Genomic DNA, 19,770 nt, shown 5'->3' with positions numbered 1-19,770 from the left:
TTATGAGGAATAAAATTTTTATGTACCTGTTTTTTTTCGCTTTACTTTTTATCATTTATCAATACATGAACGAAAAAAGTATTTTTGAGTCGCAAGAAAATAAAATTGAAAATCTTGGAGTAAAAGTTGAAAAACAGAACGATTCTATTGAAATACTGAATAACCAAATTATAAATCTTGATTATTTTACCCTGCAGGGAAATGAGAACGCAATGACTTATTTGGAAAATCAAGGTTTTGAAGCAGCTGCCGTAGAAGCTACAGTTTACGACGCCATCTACGAATATAATTTTGAAAAAGGCAACAACCCTTTGGTTCCTTTTGATGGTATGAATGGTGATATGAAAATCAACAAGTTGAAATTTCTAAATCACAAATGGATATTGGCAGATTTTACTGACGGAAAGTATTGGGGCGAAATGATTTTAGAATACTCTTTCAATGAAAAAAAGGAGCTTGTTTTAAATACAATTGCTTCTTTTTTATATCCTCAATAAAATTATTAAGCATTTTCTTCCAACCATTTTTTTAATTCATGAAAATTTTGTGGTGCCACGCCGTGACCAACAGGAAATTCTGAATAAGTACAATCAATATTCAATTTTTTAAGAAAAGGCTGTGTTTTTCGAGCCCATTCCACCGGAATTACTTGATCAACATTTCCGTGGGAAGTATATATATTGAGGTTGCTGAAATCGTTTTCAGAATAGCCAGCTTTTAAAATTTCTTCATTGATGTAACCGCTTAAACCAATCACATTTTTTACTTTTTCAGGATAGCTCAATGCAACGGCAAAACCTAAAATAGTGCCTTGGCTAAAACCGAGAAGTGTAATATTATTGCCATCAACTTTATATTTCTCAACAATTTCATCAATGCATTTCGTCACTAATTCTCGTGAAGCGATAGCTTGCTCATCATCACTGAACTTTCCTTGGGAATTATCAAAATAAATGTTGTACCAAGCATTTCCGTAAGGTTCCAATCTGATGGGTGCTTTTAACGAAATGATAGCGTATTTTTCAGGCAATTCGCTCGCGAAGGAAAACAAATCGTTTTCATCACTCCCAAAACCGTGCAGCATTATTATAGCTGGTGGATTTTCCGAAGAATTTTTAGCGGGTCTATAATTATGTTCTAAAAGTAAAGTTTGCTTTTCCATAAGTTGCAAAAATAAACAAGACCTTTTAAACTGAAGCTTTTTCAGTATAAAAGGTCTTGTTAAAATATTTTAAATTTTTAAATGCCTTTAAACCAGTCTTGAAATTGTTCACCGAATACAGGGACGGGTTTCATTTCACCTTGAATAGCACTTATCAATCCTAAAAGCCAAAATACCACTATGGCGAGTTGAACAATCCAACTGAGGACTGATATGCCAACAAAACTTATAATTATACTTAAAATAACGCTCACGCAAATTATCCCAAGCGATTGTCGCACATGGAACGAGCCTAGAGCTGTCTTGTTTCCGTTGTTCATTATAAGAGCAATTATCCATCCAATAAGTGTGATATAAGAAATGATGGCCACGGTTTTGCCATTGTCTGTAGTTGTTTCCATTTTTTTTGAGATTAGGTTAGTTATTTTTATAAGCTAAAGGTAGCCATTACTTTAATTTAAAAAAGTAAACCATTTTTGAAATAGTTCACTTAAAAACGGGATACCTTTCCTTTTGTTGAAGAAAGCCATAGTCCAAGAATAGAGCCAAATTACAAGACAAACAAGCCATAAAATATCTCCGATCCTTACATTAATTTGAGATTGCACTATAAGCGAAACAATAAAAAAAATGGAAAGCCCGAACATGTTTTTAATATGCCAAGTTGCAAATTCATGGCTTTCATCTCTATTGATATAATATGCAATCAAAAATCCCACAAAAGGTGCGTAGGCTATTATTGCGGTAGATTTTCCTGCAGGTGAATTCTTCATTAATTTTTTAATACTATTTTGTTATTTGCTAAGATTCCGTACGTTTTTCCTTTTAGCTTTGTTCCAAGAAGAGCTGCATTTTTTGAAGTTGAAATAATATTTTTTTCAGAATATTCCCAGTTTTCATCAGGATTGAAAAGTGTTAACTCAGCAGAATTTCCCTCTTCAATTTTTTCCGAAGCAATTTTGAAAGCTTCTTTTAGCCCTGTAAGCGCTGTAACTGAATGCTCGACTCCTAAAAGCATATTTAACACTCCGAAACACCCTTCCAAGCCAATGCTTCCGAAATAGGCGTGGTCAAACTCGGTTTTTTTGTGTTCCACATCAATCGGGTTGTGATCGCTTGTAACACCATCTATAATGCCTTCTTTTAGGCCCTTTAGCAACGCTTTATTATCATCGGTGGTACGCAAGGGTGGAAGTAATTTGTAATTTGTATCAAAACCTTCCAAAACGTCATCTGTTAAAACGAGGTTGAAAATTGCAACGCTACAAGTTACATTTAATCCTTTTTTCTTTGCTTCTTTAATTAATGCAACCGATTTTTTGGTTGAAATTGTAGGAATGTGAAGTTTTCCGCCGGTATATTCCAAAATATACAAATCACGTATTATTTGAAGTTCTTCAGAAAGCGCTGGAATTCCTTTTAAGCCTAAGCGTGTGCTGTTTACTTCTTCATTTACCATTCCGTTTCGGGCAATGGATTTTTCAAAAGGAAAAGATTGTACCAATCCTTCAAAATTTTGGGTGTATTGAAGTGCTATTTTCAGCAGATTTACATTCGCTATCGGGTTTTTGTAATCATAAAATGAAACCGCTCCTTCATTTTGCATATCGTATAATTCGGCTAAATCAATCCCTTTGCTTCCCATTGTGAGCGCGCCGATAGGGTAGAGATTTACAGCATTTCCTTCAGCTTTTGATTTTAAAAATTTTATATGTCCCTTGCTATCTGTTACCGGAAAGCTGTTGGCGTTTACAGCAACACTTGTAAATCCGCTAAGAGCTGCAGTTTTTAAACCATTTTCTATTGTTTCTCGTTCTTCAAAACCCGGTTCTCCAAAGGATACGCTACTATCAAACCAACCTTGCGAAATGTGAAGGTTTTTCAGGGAAATCTCTTTTACTTTTTCTGAAGATGGAATGGTTACAGCGATTTTCGAAATTTTACCATTCTCTATTAAAACATCCCGTTTTTTTAAATGATGCTTGCTTGTAGCATCAACAATGGTCGCGGATTTCAGTAATATCTTCATTTGTAGAATTTTAAAATAAGCATTTCAAAAAGTAAAAAGAGCAGTGCAAAAATAGCAAACCATTTCCAAAAACTATTGATGGAATTTGCTTCAGTGAGAGAATCAAAAAGATCTTCTACGGTTTTATATATTTCAGCACCTTTCCAATCTTCAATATTTAGGTATTGTAATTCACTTTCATTTCTATTGAAATTATAACTTATATTTTCCAAAAACTCACTTTCCTTTACAATTTGATAATTGTTCGCGTTGTTAGGTTCGTCCGTTGTTGTCATTAAAACGTAATTGGCTTTTGTTTGCTGAAGCGGGATGAACCTTGCGGTACTGTCTTTAATAGTAAGAATTTCGTCTGGCCCTAATTTAACCGGAACTGCGATAGAATTTTGTGTACCAATTGTATAATACAAGTCTGTCAATGGCAAACTCTGGATGGCCATATTATAAATTGTGGGAACAACTAAAGGCGAATTCTGAAAATTTGAGTTTTCTTTATTGATCGCCGAAGTGAATAAATAGGTATTATTCTTTTGAAGTAAAAAAGGTTGGTTGTCTTCAAAAGCAATTGCGGGTGTTGCACTTGATGAAATAGTATAAAAAGAATTAACCTTTGGATATTGAAAATTTGCAACTTCCTTTTCAAAAACATCTTTAAAAAGTGGATGCGAAAAGATAATATTTGTAATTTTTTTTTCTTGAACCTTTTCTTCCGTAAGCGTTCCTAAAGCCGTAGGTAATAAAAAATTATTGTAGCTGTTTAAATCTGCTTTTACTGCTGGAATAATAAGAACACTTCCCCCGTCGTCGCTAAAAGCCTTTAGCGCAGTTGCCAGTGATGCAGGAATTTCTTTCAGCTCGTTCAAAACTATGAAGTTTTGTTCGGGAATTTCGTTATAATTAAGTGTTTTAAAAGTTTGCTGCGTAAATTGGAATTCCTCTTTTTCAAAAAGACGACGCAGAAAATTTCCATCGGATTCATTGATAGCCAAAACCTTTATTTTTCCAGGCTTATTGATGCTGAAAAACAATTTATTATCAAAGGGCAAATTGGGGTCGTTTAGTTCCAATTTACCAATAAATTCTTCGGAATTATCGATATCAAAAGTTACGGTTCCATTTGAATTTACAGAAAAGTCTACTGCAGTTTTTGCAATTAATTTTTCTTTGTTGAAAAGAGAAATCGGCGCTTCCGAAGTTGCATTACCGAGTTGTGAAACAATAACTTTTAGCTGCGTAGTTGAAGCATTTTTTGAAGCAACATATACACTATCAATAGAAATATTTGAAGTTTTAGCAGGTTTTAATTGCACAGCATCTACAATTAAATCTTCAGGAATTTCTGGAAAATCTTCTTTCTGCTGAAAATCGGACAGATATACTAAACGTTTAAACACACCTTTTTGGTTAGAAAAAAGTTGATTTGCCTTCAGCAAAACTTGGTTTGGAGTTAGCTGGTTTTGCGAATATTTAACTGAAAGGATTTCGTTTTTAAAATCTTGTGGGGATGTGTTTTTCCGTTCAGAATTGTTTGTGAACCAGCTCAATTTTTCTGCACCACCAGATTTATCGAATAAATCCTGTAAAGCCCGTTCCAACAGTGGTCCTTTTGCACCCCTCGCTTGCATACTGAACGAATTATCAATATAGAAAACGGTTTCTTTTTTTGTATTCAATGCTGTTTTTGAAGCAGTGAAGGGTTGTGCAAAAGCAATGATTATAGATGCCAACGCCAACATACGTATCAACAAAGTGAGCCATTTTTTGAGTTGTGAACTCTTTCGGGTTTGAATAGTCACTTTTTTAAGAAAAGCAACATTAGTGAATTCTACTTTTTGAAAACGGCGAAGTTGAAAAAGATGAATAAATATAGGGATGAGCAGTAGGAAAAGAAAGTAAAGAATTTCTGGGTTTTTGAACTGCATTCCTATAAATATTGTCCAAAGATAAAAAATGGAACGTAATTAAAGCTATTTCTCAACTGTAAACGTAAAGGTACTTCCTTTTCCGGGTTCTGATAATAAGAAAATACTTCCTCCAAGCTTTGAAACTAAGCTTTTTACAGTTGCTAGACCAATACCCGTACCCTCTTTTCCGTTACGATCTTTAATGCCTGTTGTTTTAAAAAGATTGAAAATTTCTTCCTGTACGCCAAAATCAATACCCATTCCATTGTCTTTAACAGAAAACTTATGAAAGTCATTCTCCTCGGTATAACCTATCTTAACCATCCTTTTATCATTTAAATTATATTTCAAGCTGTTATCGACCAAATTTAAAAATATTTGTGACAAGGCGGCCTTGTTTACATTTTTCAAAGTGCCTTCTTTTGGGAATTCAAAAACGATATCATCTGTTACTAAAATTTCGCTTATTTCATCAAACAACTCTTTTAGTTCAACATCCCTTTTTTGGGTTTCTAATAATTCATCTGATTTGTAAAACTTTAAAATACCATTTATGTAATTCTTTAAAGTTGAGGACGACTCTTCAATATAATTGAGGTACATCTCTGAATCTTTTGAGAGATTTCCAAGATTTTCTTCCCTAAGAAGTCGTGTGAGTGAAATTATATTGCCCAATGGTGATTTTAGATCATGTGAAACTACGTGGGCAAAATTATTAAGCCGATCATTTCTTGCTTGCAGTTCTTTTTGAAATTCGGTTAAAAGATTGTTTTTCTTTCTAAGCTCAAAAAGATTTACCACTTGTTTTGCTAAAGCTTTCAAAGAGATAATTTGAAGTTCTGTAAGTTTTCGTGGTTTATGGTCAAATACACAGAGAGTTCCAAGTTTGAAACCTTTTGGATTTATAAGAGGAACGCCTGCATAGAATATTGCCTTAGCATCATTTATAAGCGGATTGTCCTTAAAACGCTTATCTTTTCTTGCGTCTTCCACCATAAAAATATCATCATGCTGCAATATTGCATGACCGCAAAACGAAATATTTCTGGGTGATTGGTTGTAGTCAAGACCAAAATGAGATTTGAAAAAATTTCGGTCTGTATCTAAAAGTGTTATTAAAGAAATAGGTACTTCACAAATTGCGGCGATAAGTTTTGTAATATTGTCAAAATCGTTTTCGGATAAAGTATCGAGTAAATTGTATTTTTTTAATTCGGCAATCCGTTCTTTATCATTTTCTGGGAATTTCGGATAAATCATAAAAATATTTCAATGAGGAAATTTTATGTCTATAAATATAGGTTGATAAAGTTCGTCGGAAAAAGGAATTAACAGGATTTTACAAATAATGATTTGGTGCTTAGTTCTTTTTTATAGAAAAATGAAAAGTAGTGCCTTTTCCCAATTCTGAAGAAACATCTATTTCACCATTAAGTTTTTTAATGAGCTTTTTAACTGTGGATAGCCCAATGCCGTTTCCTTTTTTTCCATTTCTGTCCAATTTACCGGTGGTTGCAAAAAGATCAAAAATACGGTTCAATTTATTTTTTGGAATACCCATGCCATTGTCAGCAATGGAAAAATTATAAAACCCGTTTGCCTCGGTGCATTCAATGTCTATTTTTATTCTCTTTTTGTCATTATATTTTAAACTGTTGGTCACGAGGTTAAGAATAATTTGCTCCAAAGCAGATCTATTGGCGTGCATTTCAATATTTTTTTCTGGCAGATTTATCTCACAATCAATATTGATGTTTAGCAGCTCTATCATCTCCTCTAAAAGATCGTGACTGTCAAAAACCTCATCAGTTAGAGATGCTGTTTTATCGCTTTCGTAATGTTCCAAAAGTCCAGTAATATATTCGCTTAAAGTAAATGAAGATTGTTTTATGTAATTTAAATATTCATTTCCTTGATCATCCAAAAGATTACCATATTTGCTGCGCAACATATCAGAGGTTATAATCATATTTGCAAGAGGCATTTTCATATCATGTGAAACAATACCCGCAAAATTCTTAAGTTCTTCATTCTTTTCTTCCAATTCCTGCTGAACTTCCATTAATATTCTATTGCGTTTTCGGGCCTCAAAAAGGTTGACAACTTGATATGCCATAGCGATAAGCGCCTTTTTCTGTGATTTTGTGAGAGACCTTGGTTTTACATCAAAAACACAAAGTGTTCCCAAGGGGTAACCTTCAGGATTAATTAAACGCACACCTGCATAAAAAATGGCATTCATGTCTTTTACTAATGGATTGTCCTTAAATCGTGGATCTTTTCGAGCATCTTCAACGATAAAAATATTGGTTTCGTCTAAAATTGCATGTCCGCAGAAAGAAATATTGCGAGGCGATTCGTTAAAAGGGACACCAAAGTGTGATTTCAAAAAATTTCGGTCAGCATCTATTAAAGTTACCAAAGATATTGGCACATCACATATGCTTGCTATTAATTCTGTAATATTATCGAAATCTTTTTCCGGTAATGTATCCAACATATTGTATGACTTTACTGCGGCCATGCGGTGTGGTTCATCAACTGGGAATTGTGGTGCTATCAAGGCTTTATCTCTAATTTTTCTTAAATCCGACAGAGGTCGAGATTTATGGATTAAACGTAAATGTACAATATTTTAAATTGAGTTGATAACACAAAAAAAATAATGCGAATTGGGTTAGTTTCTTTATTAAAAACGTTCAAAAACACCTAATCCGAAGAGGGCAAAATCATATTTTACAGGATCGTTTGGGTCTAGTTTTCGAAGTGAATTATCCAGCTCAGCCAAAGCCTTGCCGTCGTTTTGTTTTCGGTTTAGCAAACCAAGTTTTCGGGCAACATTTCCACTGTGTACATCTAACGGGCATGAAAGTTGTGCAGGGGAGATGCTTTTCCAAATACCAAAATCCACACCAGCATTGTCATTGCGTACCATCCACCTCAAAAACATATTTATTCTTTTGGCAGCTGAATTTTTCAACGGATCGCTGACGTGTTTTTGTGTTCTAGAAAGATGCGGAAGTTCAAAAAAGATTTTTTTGAAATGATGGATTGCAGACTGCAGAGAATCTTTTTCGCCATACTTTGCAAAAAGGCTTTCCATTCCCCCGTGATTTTTATAGATATTTTGAAGGGCTTTAAAAAAATAAAAAAGATCTTCATTATTAAAGGTTCTATGTACGAAAGGAGTAAGTGATTCAGCATTTTTTTCTGAAAAATTCATAACAAAATCATACGGCGAACTGCCCATAATTTCCACTAAACGATGACCGTTATTTATGATGCTCTTTCGGTTTCCCCAGGCGATTGTGGCCACGAGAAAGCCCGCGATTTCAATATCTTCTTTCAGCGTAAATAAATGCGGAATTTGAATGGGATCGGATTCAATAAAATTTGGGTGGTTATAAATAATTACTTTTTCGTCAAGAAAATCTTTAAGTTCGCTTTTCTTCATGTATTATTTTACAATTTTTCCGTCTTGCATAACAAGCTTTCGGTCGGCCATATTCGCAAGTTCTTCATTGTGGGTAACGATAACGAAAGTCTGCCCAAATTCATCACGCAATTTAAAAAAGAGATTGTGTAGATTTTCGGCGCTTTCCGTATCAAGATTTCCGCTGGGCTCATCAGCTAGAATTATTGCTGGATTGTTTATTAAAGCTCTAGCTACAGCCACTCGCTGTTGCTCGCCACCGGATAGTTCATTAGGTTTATGGTCTTCGCGGTGCGAAAGCCCTAAAAATGACAACAATTCTTTGGCTTTTTTGATAGCTTCGTTTTTTGGGGTATTCATAATAAAAGCCGGAATACAAACGTTTTCAAGAGCAGTAAATTCAGGTAATAATTGATGAAACTGAAAAATAAAGCCCATATTTTCATTTCTGAATTTTGCCATCTTTTTCCCCGAAAGAGAACCAATATTCACTCCGTTAATTTGCAATTTACTTTTGTTATCGTGCAAAGAATCCAGTGTTCCTAAAATTTGAAGCAGTGTAGTTTTTCCTGCGCCTGAAGCACCTACAATTGAAACAATTTCACTTTTCTTTATATGAAGGTCAACACCCTTCAAAACGTGGAGATTGTCGTAATATTTATGAATGTTTTGTGCCTCAATCATAGCAAAATTTTAATTTGTGAAAGTACTATTTATAGTGCTATAATGCAATCCAATTAGTTATATAGTTTTTATTCAAACTTATGTGTTTACATTTGAATTTAAATTCTTGAACAAAAAAAATGTCATCATATAGATACCTTGAAGAATACGACCAACCCGTAACCGACAATTTAATTGAAAACTACAGTAAGATTTTAAATACTATTGGAGAAGATGTTTCTCGCGAAGGAATAATCAAGACGCCTGAAAGAGCAGCTAAAGCCATGCAATTCTTAACTTCGGGAAATGGACAGGACCCTTCAGAAATACTTAGAAGTGCAATGTTTGCGGAGGCTTATCACGATATGGTAATTATAAAGGATATTGAGCTTTATTCTTTATGTGAACATCATATTCTTCCTTTCTTCGGAAAAGCACACATTGCATACATTCCCGATGGCTATATTGTTGGATTGAGTAAAATTCCACGTGTTGTTGATGTTTTTGCGAGAAGATTGCAAGTGCAGGAACGTTTAACCCACGATATTTTGGAATGTATAAACGATACATTGAAACCCAAAGGAGTAGCAGTTGTTATTGAAGCTTCGCATATGTGTATGATGATGCGTGGCGTTCAAAAACAGAACAGTGTTACAACAACTTCTGGCTTTAGGGGACAATTTGAAGCCATTGAAACAAGAAATGAATTTTTAAAACTAATAAGTAACGATTTGTCATAGTTTTTTTGGAATGTTTTTTGCTCGTAATAATTTAAAGACAACAAAATGAAAAACGAAAAATATAAATTACTACGTCAAGGAATCATTTATGATGTGTTAGGTATGGCTACAATGGCAATACCAGTAGTAGGTCCATTTTTAGACATACTCTGGGCACCATTTGCGGCAAAAAAGATGAATGATATGTATACAGGAACAGAAGGAAAAATTGCTTCCGTTTTCGTATTTCTTGAAGAGATATTGCCCTTTACAGATATTATCCCAACTTTTACACTTATGTGGCTTTACACATTTGTCTGGAAAAAACAACCCATACCACGAACTATTAAAATTCGAGTAAATGAATAAAAAAAGCCCCAATCGGGGCTTTTTTGTTATATCTCTATTTTTAAGTTTACATTGATGCTTCGCCCAATGTTTAAAATTCCATCGGGTTTAAAACGCGAAAGATGTGAAATATATTCCTTATCGGTAAGATTCGTTCCATTTACACCTAGTTTGAAGGCAATTTTTTGAAGTTGAAAACTACTTTCAATACCAGCGCTTAAAAGAGAATATCCGCCAGTTCTTGTTTCAAAATTGCTCACATTTTTTTGATCGAGTGTGTTTTCAAGTGTTATAAACGCAAAACTCTTTTTTCTTGTTTTGCCATCGTTCAATTCTACACGAAACGTATTCCGAAGCGAGTTTGCTGGTATTAATGGTAAATACTTGTCATTGCTCAATTTTCCGGTAACCGTCTCAAAACTGCTTTCCAAATGTAACCAATCCAAAGGATGGGGGTGTAGGTGAAACCCAAATTCCCCCCCATATAGCGTGGCATCATTTTGAAGATAATCATAAACTTGTGTATCTTCAATTGTTTCATTGGTGGGTGAAAGAAAAATATAATTATTTACCGCATTGTAAAACCCGTTGACGAAAAACTCAACGTGTTCGTTTCTGTATTCAAAAGAAAGATCTGCTTGAAAGTTTTGTTCGTTATTTAATTCTGCATTTCCTTTTTCATATCTATTTGTGCCTTCGTGAATGCCATTGGAAGTAAGTTCAGCCAAATTGGGAGCTCTAAAACCGCTAGCCAAATTTACACGAGTGGAAAAATTTTTAAATAAATCCATTTTTGCCCCTAAAGCTGCAGTGAAGCTTGTAAAGGTTTTATTCAAAGCTGGAATAAAATCGTTATCCAAAGGATTGCGAGCTGCTTCACTTTCAATTTTTCGTGAATCAAAACGGATTCCTGCTTGCAAATCCACTTTTTCTAAATGGTAGTGCGAAGTCGCCAAAAGTCCAACGTCGGTAGTGTTTGCATCAGGAATTAAAATTTCTTCACCTTCGTTTTTGTTGTTTTGAAACATTCCTTGTAAACCAATTATAGTTTCAAATCTACCCAATTCTGGTAAGTTATATTTTACATCATAATTGATAGTATTCAATTTTAAGCGAAGGGCGGCTATGGCTGGATCATCTTCAAACTCACGGCGATCATTAAATAAATACCCAGCTTTCACATCTAAACTTGAGTTATTGAAAAATAAGGTATTGTCGAAACTTAAAATGTGGTTATCGACTTCCTGAAACGGAAGTTCCAAACTCTTTGAACGTGTTTGCTCGCCAATTTCTTCGGCAATTCCAATATTGGAACGGTTATAATTATAACGAAGCGTAGACTTAAATTTCGTTCCCAAATATTGTACTCCTGTTTTCAAATCCTTTTCATTGAATCGCGAATTTGTTACACGATAACCAGCTCCTGTTTTATAGTCACTAAATTCTGAAAAGGAGCCTCGTGCCAAAAATTTCAGTTTTTCACCAGAGGTTTTCATCCCCAAGTTTGTTGAAGTTCCTAAAGTATTTGAAAAGTAGGTGCTGCTTAAATCGCCGTGGGTTTCTCCAGAAATCGCAAATCTTTCTGGATTTAAGTAAAGAACTCCACCAAGAGCATCGCTTCCGTAGAGTAGGGAAGCAGGTCCCTTTATTACTTCTACACTTTCAATTCCAGCTTCATTAATTCCCAAGCCGTGTTCATCACCAAACTGTTGGTTTTCCAGTCGGACGCCCTGAGTATAAGTTAAAACCCTGTTAGAGCTCAAACCACGAATAACAGGCTTTCCAATACCAGTTCCTGTGGTAATTAGATCTACACCGGCAATATTTTTAATACCATCTGCAAGGGTGACCGCACCAGATGAATTAAGGTCTTCTGTAGAAATACGTTCCACCTTCATTACGTTATCACTCTGTAATTTATGAAAAGGAGTGGAAACAATTACTTCTTCCATTTCTACAGCGCTTTCTTCTAATTGAAAATTTTCGGTAACGCTTTGATTGTTCGAAAAAGTAATTTTTTTCGAAATAGTGGCATATCCCAGAGATGAAAAAACCACGTTGTAATTTCCGTCGGGTATATTATTTAATGTGTAATTTCCGTCAAAATCTGCAACAGTCCCTTTTTCTAATTGTGGAATGTAAATGTTTGCCGAGACAGGTTCATTTTTTTCTTTCGAAGTTATTTTTCCTATTAAGGAATTTTGTGCGCTCACTGCTGTATATAACAAAAATACAGCAAGCAAGCATAGAATGTTTTTCATGCTTTCTTGATTTTAAAGATTGATTTTTTTAAAAAATTATGATAGAAAATCAAGAAATTGAGGAGGTCCTCTTAAGAAATAATGAACGGGGTTTAGGTTGAATTCTGGCAATAAATAAACAGTTTCTGTTTTTTGAAAACCATTCAGTATTGCAAAATCCGGAAGCTCCGAAGGAGTAAAATTAAAAATTGAAAAGTGAAAATCACAAATAGAACAATCCAATTGTTTTTTGTGAATATGGGTAGAAAATTCTGTGCAGGCTTTGTGTTCGTGGCCTTCAAAGGTGTGAGCGAATTTTACGGCCGTAGGAAATAGCAACGCCAACGAAAAAAGTGTCGCAGAAAAAATTCTTATTATTTCCTTTTTAAAAAAATTCATTTTTTAATTATAAACCGCAAGCCCATACCGCGGAGCATTTTTTTTTCAAATTTCCAAAAAAATGTAAACTCTCCAAATACCCAACCGTAAAAAACTAACAATAGCTGATAAATAGGGAAAATTATTAAAATTCGAAAAGGCCAGTAAATATACCAACCCATTTCTTTTTTTATTTCAAAAAACTCAGTTACTGGAGCTGCAAGTTTTGCAGCGGAACTTCCTGTAATGGCGAATACCAGAAATACTATAAAAAGTTGACCGTTGGATTTTATGTTCCACCGTTTTTTTAATTTTTTCAATTTCTTGCGCCAATAAATTTTTGATTGTACTTGTCCTGAAAATATACAAAGTAGTTGTAGAGCAGATAATTTACTTCGTAACCATAGTCAACAGAAGAATCATAGTTTATTTGCTCAGTATATAAATTTCGTGAATATCTGGCGGGCTGCAGTACACGGTTGTTATATTCTGAAACAAACAAACGGTTTTTAGATTCCAAAAGGGATTGTCCATAAAATCCGCGTGGTGGTTGGGAAATGAGCCAAGACTCAAAGCCAGGCTCAATAATAAGTATTTCGTATTCTAGGCTATCATTTGCGATACGGATGGTATCATTTTTTACTGTTTCTGAAGAAGAATCGTTCATTGCGCTATTGCCAGTTCCACAACTGTAAATGAGAACCGAAAGAGCGAGGATGAGTAAAAAATTTTTCATAGAAATTATTTTTACAAAGTTAAACAATGTAATGCGAAGCAGAGGGTTTTTAACTTTGATTTAAAATTATGTAGTCTTTTTATTTCCCAAATAGACCCCCCAAAAGTCCGCCAAGACCGCCTTTTTTCTTGCCGCCCATAACCATTCCAGCAACATCGTCAATGATGCTACCATCACCATCAGCATCGAGAAGGGTTTCAATAAATGATTGATCGTGGTTGGTGTTTTTTCCTAAAACTGATCCCAGCAAATCACCTATGCCACTTTCCCCGACATTATCTTTTCTTTTTTGGTTGCCTAAAACTCCCATTAAAATTGGGGCTGCCATTTTAATTATTTTTGCGACTGAACTGGCGTCAACTCCGCTTGTTTTACTTATATTTTGTTCAACTTTTTCTTGATTTCCTCCAAGTACGTGTTTTAATATTCCTTCACCATCAATCAACAAATTAGAATCGGGACCTCCATTTCCTAAAAGTCCTCCTAATTGATTTAAAATAGATCCATCGTGACGCTTGTCTTCCAAGGCATTACTCAAACTTTGCGCTCCCTGCGGAGTTGTTGCATTGCGTTGCATTGCGCTCAAAATGACGGGTAGCGCCATACTCAATACATTTGCAGTTTTATCTTCTGACTGACCAGTTTGTGCACTTGCACCACTAATGAGCTGTTTGCCCATGTCACTACTTAGTAAATCTAATATTGAAGCCATGTTCTTTACAATTAAGAAATTAGGTAACTAAGTTAGTTAAAAATGCTAAGCATTGGCCATTATATTAATTATTTGTTCAGCTAGTTCGGCACCAATTCTGTCCTGTGCTTCATCTGTGGCTGCGCCAATATGTGGTGTTAACGAAATTCTGTCATTCATCAAAACTTTAACTGAGGGAGTGGGTTCTTCCTCAAAAACATCTAATCCTGCAAAGGAAATTTTTCCACTTTCAAGACCTTCTAAAAGTGCTTTTTCATCAAGAACACCACCACGAGCAGCGTTTACAATCCCTACGCCATTCTTCATATTAGAAATTTCATCTTTACCAATCAAATACCCATTTTGTGATGGTACATGAAGAGTTATAAAATCACTATGCTTTATCAATTCTGAAACGGGTTCAGTCTTTATTTTTAAAATTATTTTCTGCCCATCATAAAAATCGAGTGTTATGTCAGCTTCACCAATATTATTATCGCTGGCAATTACTTTCATACCACAGCCCAATGCTATCTTTGCTACTTCGCGTCCTATTCTTCCGAAGCCCACAATACCCAAAGTTTTTCCTCGGAGTTCGCGACCTGCTCCATAATTCTTCTTTAAATCTTTAAACTTAGTGTCGCCATCTAAGGGCATATTTCTATTGGAATCGTGTAAAAATCTTACGCCACCAAATAAATGCGCAAACACCAATTCGGCAACTGAGGCAGAGGAAGCTGCGGGTGTATTTATAACTTCAATTCCTTTTTCGCGAGCATAGTCTACATCAATATTGTCCATGCCAACCCCACCACGACCTATAATTTTCAGCGAAGGGCAATTGTCAACGATATCTTTCCGGACCTTTGTGGCACTGCGCACTAAAAGCACTTCAATTTTATGCTCATTGATGTAATTTTGAAGTTGTTCTTGTGCCACTTGCACGGTTAATACTTCAAATCCAGCTTTTTCTAAAGCAGTAATTCCACTTTCTGAAATTCCGTCGTTTGCTAATATTTTCATCTATAAAAATTAATGAGTTATTGTTTATTTCGTTATGCGCCCTTTTCAACTGCTTCCATTACATCTACCAAAACTTGCACGCTTTCCAGTGGTAATGCATTGTACATAGAAGCGCGGTAACCTCCAACACTTCGGTGACCATTTAGACCCGTTATTCCGGCTTGTTTTAGGTGATCGTCAAAGGTTGCCTTCAATTCATCATTTCTTAAATTAAAAGTGGCATTCATTTTAGATCGGTCTTCTTTATTGGCCACAAAACCTTCAAACAGTGGGTTTCGGTCTATTTCGTTATATAAAAGTTCCGCTTTTTGATTATTTATTTTTTCAATTGCAGAAATGCCGCCTATATCTTTCAACCATTCTAGTGTTAACATAGAAACATACACAGGGAAAACTGCGGGTGTATTAAACATACTTTCTTTATCAATATGAATTTTATAATTCAACATAGAAGGAATGGAACGTGAAACTTTACCTAAAATATCTTCTTTTACAATAACCAATGTTGTTCCTGCTGGCCCCATGTTTTTTTGTGCACCAGCATATATCAAACTGAATTTTGAAAAATCCAGCTGTCGTGAAAATATATCACTGCTCATATCGCAAACCATTGGAATTTCCGTTTCTGGAAAACTTTGCATCTGCGTTCCAAAAATAGTGTTGTTACTTGTGCAGTGGAAATAATCTGCATCCTTTGGCACGTTGTAATTTTTAGGAATAAAGTTGAAATTTTCACTTTTTGAAGTAGCAACTTCAACCACTTCGCCAAATAATTTGGCTTCTTTTATGGCTTTATCACTCCAGGTTCCAGTGTTTAAATAGGCTGCTTTCTTTTCTAAAAGATTGTAGGCAACCATTAAAAACTCAAGACTTGCTCCGCCTTGAAGAAATAAGGCTTGGTATCCTTTATTTTGCAGCCCTAAATGCTCCAATGCGAGATTACGAGCTTTATCCATTACTTCCACAAAATCCTTGCCTCTGTGTGAGACTTCAATTAAAGAAAGATTTGAATTATTAAAATTTAAAACTGCTTCAGCAGATTTTTGCAATACGGATTGCGGCAAAATGCAGGGCCCTGCACTAAAATTATGTTTTTTCATTTCGATGAAAATTTATAGTACAAAGATGTGAATTATGCCACGAATTATGTGGCAATTATGAATAATTTATCAAGGAAGTTTCAACAGGAAATCAACCGTATCTATTCCATCTGCATAATCTGATAATTCTGGATGCTGCGCTTTTCCGAAATTAATTTCATTTGGTAAACCTACGGTTGAAACGATGCATTGAATATTTTCTGACTGTGTTTCTAGTTCTTCTTTTAAATTATTTAATGAAGTATATTTTTCATAAAAGATTACAGAAATAGGAGAGGAGAACCCATTATCTTCTTTCAGTAGCATAAATTCGTTGTCCAATAACGGAAAGCTGTCCATCAAATAAACTGCTTTGTTATAATCGTAATTATTGATGTATTTGTGATTGTGAATAATTTCTTTCCAACTGAACATGGCTTTAAAAAATGATTCAAAATCATAATTTTCTGGGATGTATAATTTTGAAACATTGCGACAACCAAGACCGAAATAACGGAAAATATCATCAGCCAGTTTTTGTAATTCAGCGGTAGATTCGTTTCCAGTTAATACTGTTATAGAATTTCTGTTTTTACGAATTATATTTGGATATTTTCCGAAGTAATAATCAAAATACCGTGAGGTATTATTACTTCCTGTTGCGATAACTGCATCAAAATTCTCCAGTCTTCCTTCGGTAAATACAATGTAATTTTTAAATTCCGGCTCCACTGAAATTAAATATTCAGCAAGAAAAGGAAGAAGTGATTTATCATTTGAGGAAAGTTTCGCCAAAACTTTATTGCCCGTGATTAAAACAGAAAGAAAGTCGTGAAAACCAACTAAGGGTATATTTCCCGCCATTATGACTGCAATAGTTTTCGGTTCGGTTTCTTCAATTTTATAATTTGAAAGCCATTGTTGGAGGTTTTTTTCTGACAGGGCGTTACTCCAACTGCTTAAAGCAAATTTTATATTTTCTTGAATGAACCATCCATTTTCTGCTTCAGCTTTTCTCAAAAAAGATTCGTGCATGTATGTATTTTCTCCCGAAGCTTCTGAGTCAATTTCTCGGAGAAATTTTCCTAAACTGACAAAAGCGTTAATTCTTTGTTTTAATTGCATACTTAGTTTGGAGTTGCGATTGTTAGGCATTAAATTTGCGCAAAGTTAGAAAAAGTAAATCCCATGGCAATTATTATAACAGACGAATGTATAAACTGTGGTGCATGTGAGCCTGAGTGCCCCAACACCGCCATCTATGAAGGAGCTGACGATTGGCGCTACGCAGACGGAACTGACCTTGATGGTAAAGTTGTATTGCCAAATGGAAAACAGGTAGATGCCAATGAAGCGCAGGAACCAGTTAGTGATGAAATTTATTTTATTGTAGCAGATAAATGTACCGAATGCAAAGGTTTTCACGATGAACCGCAATGTGCCGCCGTATGTCCTGTGGATTGTTGCGTGCCAGACGACGATCATGTGGAAAGTGAAGAAACACTTTTGGCGAAGCAGGCTTTTATGCACAAAGAATAATATCTGAATTTTACGTATAAAAAAAGCAACCTTAGAAGGTTGCTTTTTTATACATTAAATTGGAAGTATGTTATTTAATTATTGTAAAAAAATTCTCTTTATTGCTTACTACATCCCATTTCAGTTCACCATTAAACCAAGTTTTTATTACTTGAATTAAACGGTCTGCTCTATGATATTCTGCCTGTAAAGTGTCTGTATCTTGATTGTTCCATTCAACATAAGTAATTGGAAGTGCCTCGGTTTCTGCAAGGTTTTGGAAAATACGTATTCTATATTCAGACTCATGTTTAAAAATAAAAAAGTTTCTGGGATAGTCCATATTTGCATCAAAAACCTCCTGTTTTTCACCATTTATCAAATAATATAATTTAATATCCTCGGCTTTGTAACCATTGGGATTGTTCGGGTCTAAAAGATCTTCTCCGTTTGTACTTTTTAGGGATAATTCCACATTTACATCAATAACATTTGCTTGTTGTTGTGGCTCGTCATCATTGTTTTTGCTACAAGATGTTAAAATTGTCAATAATATTAATGTTGCAATTGTTTTCATAATTTTTAGGGGTTTATATTATATACCATTTGTAAATCACTATTAAAATTGTTACCATTGGGATTGAAATTATCGTAATAATAATAACCGTTAAAGCTACCACCCCAACCCCAATTCATTCGAAGCAATAAATACCAAGATGCTCCACCTTCAAAACAGATCTTACCATTTTTAAAACCATCACAAACCCACATATGCCCACCACCAGCTAATATTACTGGTTTATTTGCACGAATATTAGATTTTATAGTAGTAGTGTTGTAGTTTCCTTGACCTGCTGATGAATAACCAAAAGAATTTCTTAACAAAGCACTTTCGTCATAGGTATTATAAACTCCCGTACTGTTGCAATGATAATTTATATTACTACCAAGGGCATCATGAGTGTGTTTCATAATACAAAAATTTGAAGTTAAATAATAAATTTTTGTATTGTAATGTAGAGGTGCACCAGAACAATTACTAATACTTAACAAATGTTAAAAAAAAAATGAATTGTAGGAATTTTACAGGTTAAATTTTTAAAATAATTATTTCTTTTCAAGCAAAATATTAAAAATAGCCCCTCAAATTATGCTTGAGGGGCAATTTCTATTGTGGGGATTGGGAATATTTAATTTTTATTCATCTCTAATTTATAGATATTAGAAACAATTGCATCTTTATCTGCATCATAATGTTCTACAACAAAGTTGCCATCAGCATTAAAATAACCAAAAGAAGAAGTTCCATCTTTAGCTAAAATATAATAGCCCTCTTGTGAAGTAGGCTTTATAATGGCGTATTCTTCTTGTGTAGCGTTGTCTTTAACCGTCATTAACCTATATCCATCTTCATCTTTTTGGCTAATAAATTTAAATCGATTTCCTTCATAACCATAGCTTACATCGCTACTAACCTTCATTGGCTCCATCGTCATCGTTTGATTTGTTTGGTTAGAATCGCTGTCAGCTAGTGTAATCACTTGTTTTTCGGTTTTTGTTACTGCTTTTGTGGAAACATCGGTTCCTTTTTCACTTTTCACCGCGGTTTTTGTTACAACGGTTTCCTTTTTTTCATTTTTATTTTCCTGTGCAATACCAGTTGTAAATGCTGCTAATGCTAAAATCATCAATACTTTTTTCATAATGGTTTGTTTATTAGTTTAATATCACAAAGGTACCATTCAAATGAGTTAAAGTCGAATAATTAATGGTAAGAAATTCATAAATAATTATATAAATTTCACTCTTTTTTATAAAATTTTAAATTTAACCCTGTCATTTCAATAACA

Annotated in this window: 24 protein-coding genes; 4 read left to right on the top strand and 20 right to left on the bottom strand. The window is 34.4% G+C overall.

Translation table 11 applies throughout. From position 1 onward, the window contains the following. The first annotated feature begins 2 nt into the window (after positions 1 to 2). Positions 3 to 497, top strand: a complete 495-nt coding sequence (locus AEQU1_RS15105) for a hypothetical protein (RefSeq protein WP_111882435.1) — start codon at positions 3 to 5, stop codon at positions 495 to 497. A gap of 5 nt (positions 498 to 502) precedes the next feature. Here the strand turns inward: AEQU1_RS15105 and AEQU1_RS15100 are convergent, their stop codons facing one another. The 9 genes from AEQU1_RS15100 to AEQU1_RS15060 all read right to left on the bottom strand — a co-directional run bounded on the left by AEQU1_RS15100 (position 503) and on the right by AEQU1_RS15060 (position 9,209). Beyond that, positions 503 to 1,162 carry an alpha/beta hydrolase gene (locus tag AEQU1_RS15100; RefSeq protein ID WP_111882433.1) on the bottom strand — a complete coding sequence of 220 codons (660 nt, stop codon included), beginning with the start codon at positions 1,160 to 1,162 and terminating at the stop codon, positions 503 to 505. A 77-nt stretch (positions 1,163 to 1,239) separates the two neighbouring features. After that, positions 1,240 to 1,563 (bottom strand): DUF4870 domain-containing protein, encoded by a 324-nt coding sequence (locus AEQU1_RS15095; RefSeq protein WP_111882431.1) that lies wholly within the window; start codon positions 1,561 to 1,563, stop codon positions 1,240 to 1,242. A gap of 51 nt (positions 1,564 to 1,614) precedes the next feature. Next, positions 1,615 to 1,935, bottom strand: a complete 321-nt coding sequence (locus AEQU1_RS15090) for a hypothetical protein (RefSeq protein WP_111882430.1) — start codon at positions 1,933 to 1,935, stop codon at positions 1,615 to 1,617. Further along, positions 1,935 to 3,191, bottom strand: a complete 1,257-nt coding sequence (locus tag AEQU1_RS15085; RefSeq protein WP_111882428.1) for a dihydroorotase family protein — start codon at positions 3,189 to 3,191, stop codon at positions 1,935 to 1,937. The genes AEQU1_RS15090 and AEQU1_RS15085 overlap by 1 nt, the downstream gene beginning before the upstream one ends. Continuing rightward, entirely contained in the window at positions 3,188 to 5,110 is a 1,923-nt protein-coding gene (locus AEQU1_RS15080; protein ID WP_111882426.1) for a BatA domain-containing protein, read from the bottom strand. The genes AEQU1_RS15085 and AEQU1_RS15080 overlap by 4 nt, the downstream gene beginning before the upstream one ends. A 45-nt stretch (positions 5,111 to 5,155) precedes the next feature. Then, the gene (locus tag AEQU1_RS15075) at positions 5,156 to 6,352 is read right to left on the bottom strand and encodes a GAF domain-containing sensor histidine kinase (protein ID WP_111882424.1); all 1,197 of its coding nucleotides are present in this window, start codon (positions 6,350 to 6,352) and stop codon (positions 5,156 to 5,158) included. Positions 6,353 to 6,452: 100 nt separating this feature from the next. Then, entirely contained in the window at positions 6,453 to 7,655 is a 1,203-nt protein-coding gene (locus AEQU1_RS15070; protein ID WP_111882422.1) for a GAF domain-containing sensor histidine kinase, read from the bottom strand. Positions 7,656 to 7,781: 126 nt separating this feature from the next. Continuing rightward, positions 7,782 to 8,546 (bottom strand): TIGR02757 family protein, encoded by a 765-nt coding sequence (locus AEQU1_RS15065; RefSeq protein WP_111882421.1) that lies wholly within the window; start codon positions 8,544 to 8,546, stop codon positions 7,782 to 7,784. Between the two features lie 3 nt (positions 8,547 to 8,549). After that, positions 8,550 to 9,209, bottom strand: a complete 660-nt coding sequence (locus AEQU1_RS15060) for an ABC transporter ATP-binding protein (RefSeq protein ID WP_111882419.1) — start codon at positions 9,207 to 9,209, stop codon at positions 8,550 to 8,552. A gap of 119 nt (positions 9,210 to 9,328) precedes the next feature. Between AEQU1_RS15060 and folE the strand changes: the two genes are divergently transcribed. Then, entirely contained in the window at positions 9,329 to 9,928 is a 600-nt protein-coding gene (gene folE, locus AEQU1_RS15055) for a GTP cyclohydrolase I FolE (protein ID WP_111882417.1), read from the top strand. Between the two features lie 45 nt (positions 9,929 to 9,973). Then, entirely contained in the window at positions 9,974 to 10,276 is a 303-nt protein-coding gene (locus AEQU1_RS15050; protein WP_111882416.1) for a hypothetical protein, read from the top strand. 26 nt (positions 10,277 to 10,302) lie between these two features. Here the strand turns inward: AEQU1_RS15050 and AEQU1_RS15045 are convergent, their stop codons facing one another. The 8 genes from AEQU1_RS15045 to AEQU1_RS15010 all read right to left on the bottom strand — a co-directional run bounded on the left by AEQU1_RS15045 (position 10,303) and on the right by AEQU1_RS15010 (position 17,527). After that, positions 10,303 to 12,516 carry a TonB-dependent receptor gene (locus tag AEQU1_RS15045; RefSeq protein WP_111882414.1) on the bottom strand — a complete coding sequence of 738 codons (2,214 nt, stop codon included), beginning with the start codon at positions 12,514 to 12,516 and terminating at the stop codon, positions 10,303 to 10,305. Between the two features lie 36 nt (positions 12,517 to 12,552). Beyond that, the gene (locus AEQU1_RS15040) at positions 12,553 to 12,894 is read right to left on the bottom strand and encodes a hypothetical protein (RefSeq protein ID WP_111882412.1); all 342 of its coding nucleotides are present in this window, start codon (positions 12,892 to 12,894) and stop codon (positions 12,553 to 12,555) included. Next, the gene (locus tag AEQU1_RS15035; protein WP_111882409.1) at positions 12,891 to 13,193 is read right to left on the bottom strand and encodes a DUF6787 family protein; all 303 of its coding nucleotides are present in this window, start codon (positions 13,191 to 13,193) and stop codon (positions 12,891 to 12,893) included. The genes AEQU1_RS15040 and AEQU1_RS15035 overlap by 4 nt, the downstream gene beginning before the upstream one ends. Further along, entirely contained in the window at positions 13,190 to 13,609 is a 420-nt protein-coding gene (locus AEQU1_RS15030) for a DUF6146 family protein (RefSeq protein ID WP_181566795.1), read from the bottom strand. The genes AEQU1_RS15035 and AEQU1_RS15030 overlap by 4 nt, the downstream gene beginning before the upstream one ends. Positions 13,610 to 13,688: 79 nt before the next feature. Continuing rightward, positions 13,689 to 14,321, bottom strand: a complete 633-nt coding sequence (locus AEQU1_RS15025; RefSeq protein WP_111882406.1) for a DUF937 domain-containing protein — start codon at positions 14,319 to 14,321, stop codon at positions 13,689 to 13,691. Positions 14,322 to 14,366: 45 nt separating this feature from the next. Continuing rightward, positions 14,367 to 15,323, bottom strand: a complete 957-nt coding sequence (locus tag AEQU1_RS15020) for a D-2-hydroxyacid dehydrogenase (RefSeq protein ID WP_111882405.1) — start codon at positions 15,321 to 15,323, stop codon at positions 14,367 to 14,369. A gap of 32 nt (positions 15,324 to 15,355) precedes the next feature. Then, positions 15,356 to 16,423: a 3-phosphoserine/phosphohydroxythreonine transaminase gene (gene serC, locus AEQU1_RS15015; protein ID WP_111882403.1), complete on the bottom strand. Its 1,068-nt coding sequence runs from the start codon at positions 16,421 to 16,423 to the stop codon at positions 15,356 to 15,358. A gap of 69 nt (positions 16,424 to 16,492) precedes the next feature. After that, positions 16,493 to 17,527: an acyl-CoA reductase gene (locus AEQU1_RS15010; RefSeq protein WP_111882478.1), complete on the bottom strand. Its 1,035-nt coding sequence runs from the start codon at positions 17,525 to 17,527 to the stop codon at positions 16,493 to 16,495. A gap of 63 nt (positions 17,528 to 17,590) precedes the next feature. Here AEQU1_RS15010 and AEQU1_RS15005 point away from each other — a divergent pair, with 63 nt between their 5' ends. After that, on the top strand, positions 17,591 to 17,941 hold the full coding sequence (locus AEQU1_RS15005) for a 4Fe-4S binding protein (RefSeq protein WP_111882402.1): 351 nt from the start codon (positions 17,591 to 17,593) through the stop codon (positions 17,939 to 17,941). Between the two features lie 70 nt (positions 17,942 to 18,011). Here the strand turns inward: AEQU1_RS15005 and AEQU1_RS15000 are convergent, their stop codons facing one another. The 3 genes from AEQU1_RS15000 to AEQU1_RS14990 all read right to left on the bottom strand — a co-directional run bounded on the left by AEQU1_RS15000 (position 18,012) and on the right by AEQU1_RS14990 (position 19,623). After that, on the bottom strand, positions 18,012 to 18,497 hold the full coding sequence (locus AEQU1_RS15000) for a hypothetical protein (RefSeq protein WP_111882400.1): 486 nt from the start codon (positions 18,495 to 18,497) through the stop codon (positions 18,012 to 18,014). 5 nt (positions 18,498 to 18,502) lie between these two features. After that, on the bottom strand, positions 18,503 to 18,892 hold the full coding sequence (locus AEQU1_RS14995) for a C10 family peptidase (protein ID WP_111882398.1): 390 nt from the start codon (positions 18,890 to 18,892) through the stop codon (positions 18,503 to 18,505). Positions 18,893 to 19,110: 218 nt separating this feature from the next. Further along, positions 19,111 to 19,623 carry a hypothetical protein gene (locus AEQU1_RS14990; RefSeq protein ID WP_111882397.1) on the bottom strand — a complete coding sequence of 171 codons (513 nt, stop codon included), beginning with the start codon at positions 19,621 to 19,623 and terminating at the stop codon, positions 19,111 to 19,113. Positions 19,624 to 19,770: the final 147 nt, after the last annotated feature.

This window comes from Aequorivita sp. CIP111184 (assembly GCF_900489465.1).
Lineage (GTDB): Bacteria > Bacteroidota > Bacteroidia > Flavobacteriales > Flavobacteriaceae > Aequorivita.
Note: the sequence above shows the minus strand (reverse complement) of the source record. Positions and strands in the feature narration are given on the sequence as shown.

Excerpts from the sequence above, each read along its gene's own strand:
- AEQU1_RS15105 (WP_111882435.1), top strand. The coding sequence starts at position 3 with ATGAGGAATAAAATTTTTATGTACCTGTTTTTTTTCGCTTTACTTTTT.
- AEQU1_RS15100 (WP_111882433.1), bottom strand. The coding sequence starts at position 1,162 with ATGGAAAAGCAAACTTTACTTTTAGAACATAATTATAGACCCGCTAAA.
- AEQU1_RS15095 (WP_111882431.1), bottom strand. The coding sequence starts at position 1,563 with ATGGAAACAACTACAGACAATGGCAAAACCGTGGCCATCATTTCTTAT.
- AEQU1_RS15090 (WP_111882430.1), bottom strand. The coding sequence starts at position 1,935 with ATGAAGAATTCACCTGCAGGAAAATCTACCGCAATAATAGCCTACGCA.
- AEQU1_RS15085 (WP_111882428.1), bottom strand. The coding sequence starts at position 3,191 with ATGAAGATATTACTGAAATCCGCGACCATTGTTGATGCTACAAGCAAG.
- AEQU1_RS15080 (WP_111882426.1), bottom strand. The coding sequence starts at position 5,110 with ATGCAGTTCAAAAACCCAGAAATTCTTTACTTTCTTTTCCTACTGCTC.
- AEQU1_RS15075 (WP_111882424.1), bottom strand. The coding sequence starts at position 6,352 with ATGATTTATCCGAAATTCCCAGAAAATGATAAAGAACGGATTGCCGAA.
- AEQU1_RS15065 (WP_111882421.1), bottom strand. The coding sequence starts at position 8,546 with ATGAAGAAAAGCGAACTTAAAGATTTTCTTGACGAAAAAGTAATTATT.
- AEQU1_RS15060 (WP_111882419.1), bottom strand. The coding sequence starts at position 9,209 with ATGATTGAGGCACAAAACATTCATAAATATTACGACAATCTCCACGTT.
- folE (WP_111882417.1), top strand. The coding sequence starts at position 9,329 with ATGTCATCATATAGATACCTTGAAGAATACGACCAACCCGTAACCGAC.
- AEQU1_RS15050 (WP_111882416.1), top strand. The coding sequence starts at position 9,974 with ATGAAAAACGAAAAATATAAATTACTACGTCAAGGAATCATTTATGAT.
- AEQU1_RS15045 (WP_111882414.1), bottom strand. The coding sequence starts at position 12,516 with ATGAAAAACATTCTATGCTTGCTTGCTGTATTTTTGTTATATACAGCA.
- AEQU1_RS15040 (WP_111882412.1), bottom strand. The coding sequence starts at position 12,894 with ATGAATTTTTTTAAAAAGGAAATAATAAGAATTTTTTCTGCGACACTT.
- AEQU1_RS15030 (WP_181566795.1), bottom strand. The coding sequence starts at position 13,609 with ATGAAAAATTTTTTACTCATCCTCGCTCTTTCGGTTCTCATTTACAGT.
- AEQU1_RS15025 (WP_111882406.1), bottom strand. The coding sequence starts at position 14,321 with ATGGCTTCAATATTAGATTTACTAAGTAGTGACATGGGCAAACAGCTC.
- AEQU1_RS15020 (WP_111882405.1), bottom strand. The coding sequence starts at position 15,323 with ATGAAAATATTAGCAAACGACGGAATTTCAGAAAGTGGAATTACTGCT.
- serC (WP_111882403.1), bottom strand. The coding sequence starts at position 16,423 with ATGAAAAAACATAATTTTAGTGCAGGGCCCTGCATTTTGCCGCAATCC.
- AEQU1_RS15010 (WP_111882478.1), bottom strand. The coding sequence starts at position 17,527 with ATGCAATTAAAACAAAGAATTAACGCTTTTGTCAGTTTAGGAAAATTT.
- AEQU1_RS15005 (WP_111882402.1), top strand. The coding sequence starts at position 17,591 with ATGGCAATTATTATAACAGACGAATGTATAAACTGTGGTGCATGTGAG.
- AEQU1_RS15000 (WP_111882400.1), bottom strand. The coding sequence starts at position 18,497 with ATGAAAACAATTGCAACATTAATATTATTGACAATTTTAACATCTTGT.
- AEQU1_RS14995 (WP_111882398.1), bottom strand. The coding sequence starts at position 18,892 with ATGAAACACACTCATGATGCCCTTGGTAGTAATATAAATTATCATTGC.
- AEQU1_RS14990 (WP_111882397.1), bottom strand. The coding sequence starts at position 19,623 with ATGAAAAAAGTATTGATGATTTTAGCATTAGCAGCATTTACAACTGGT.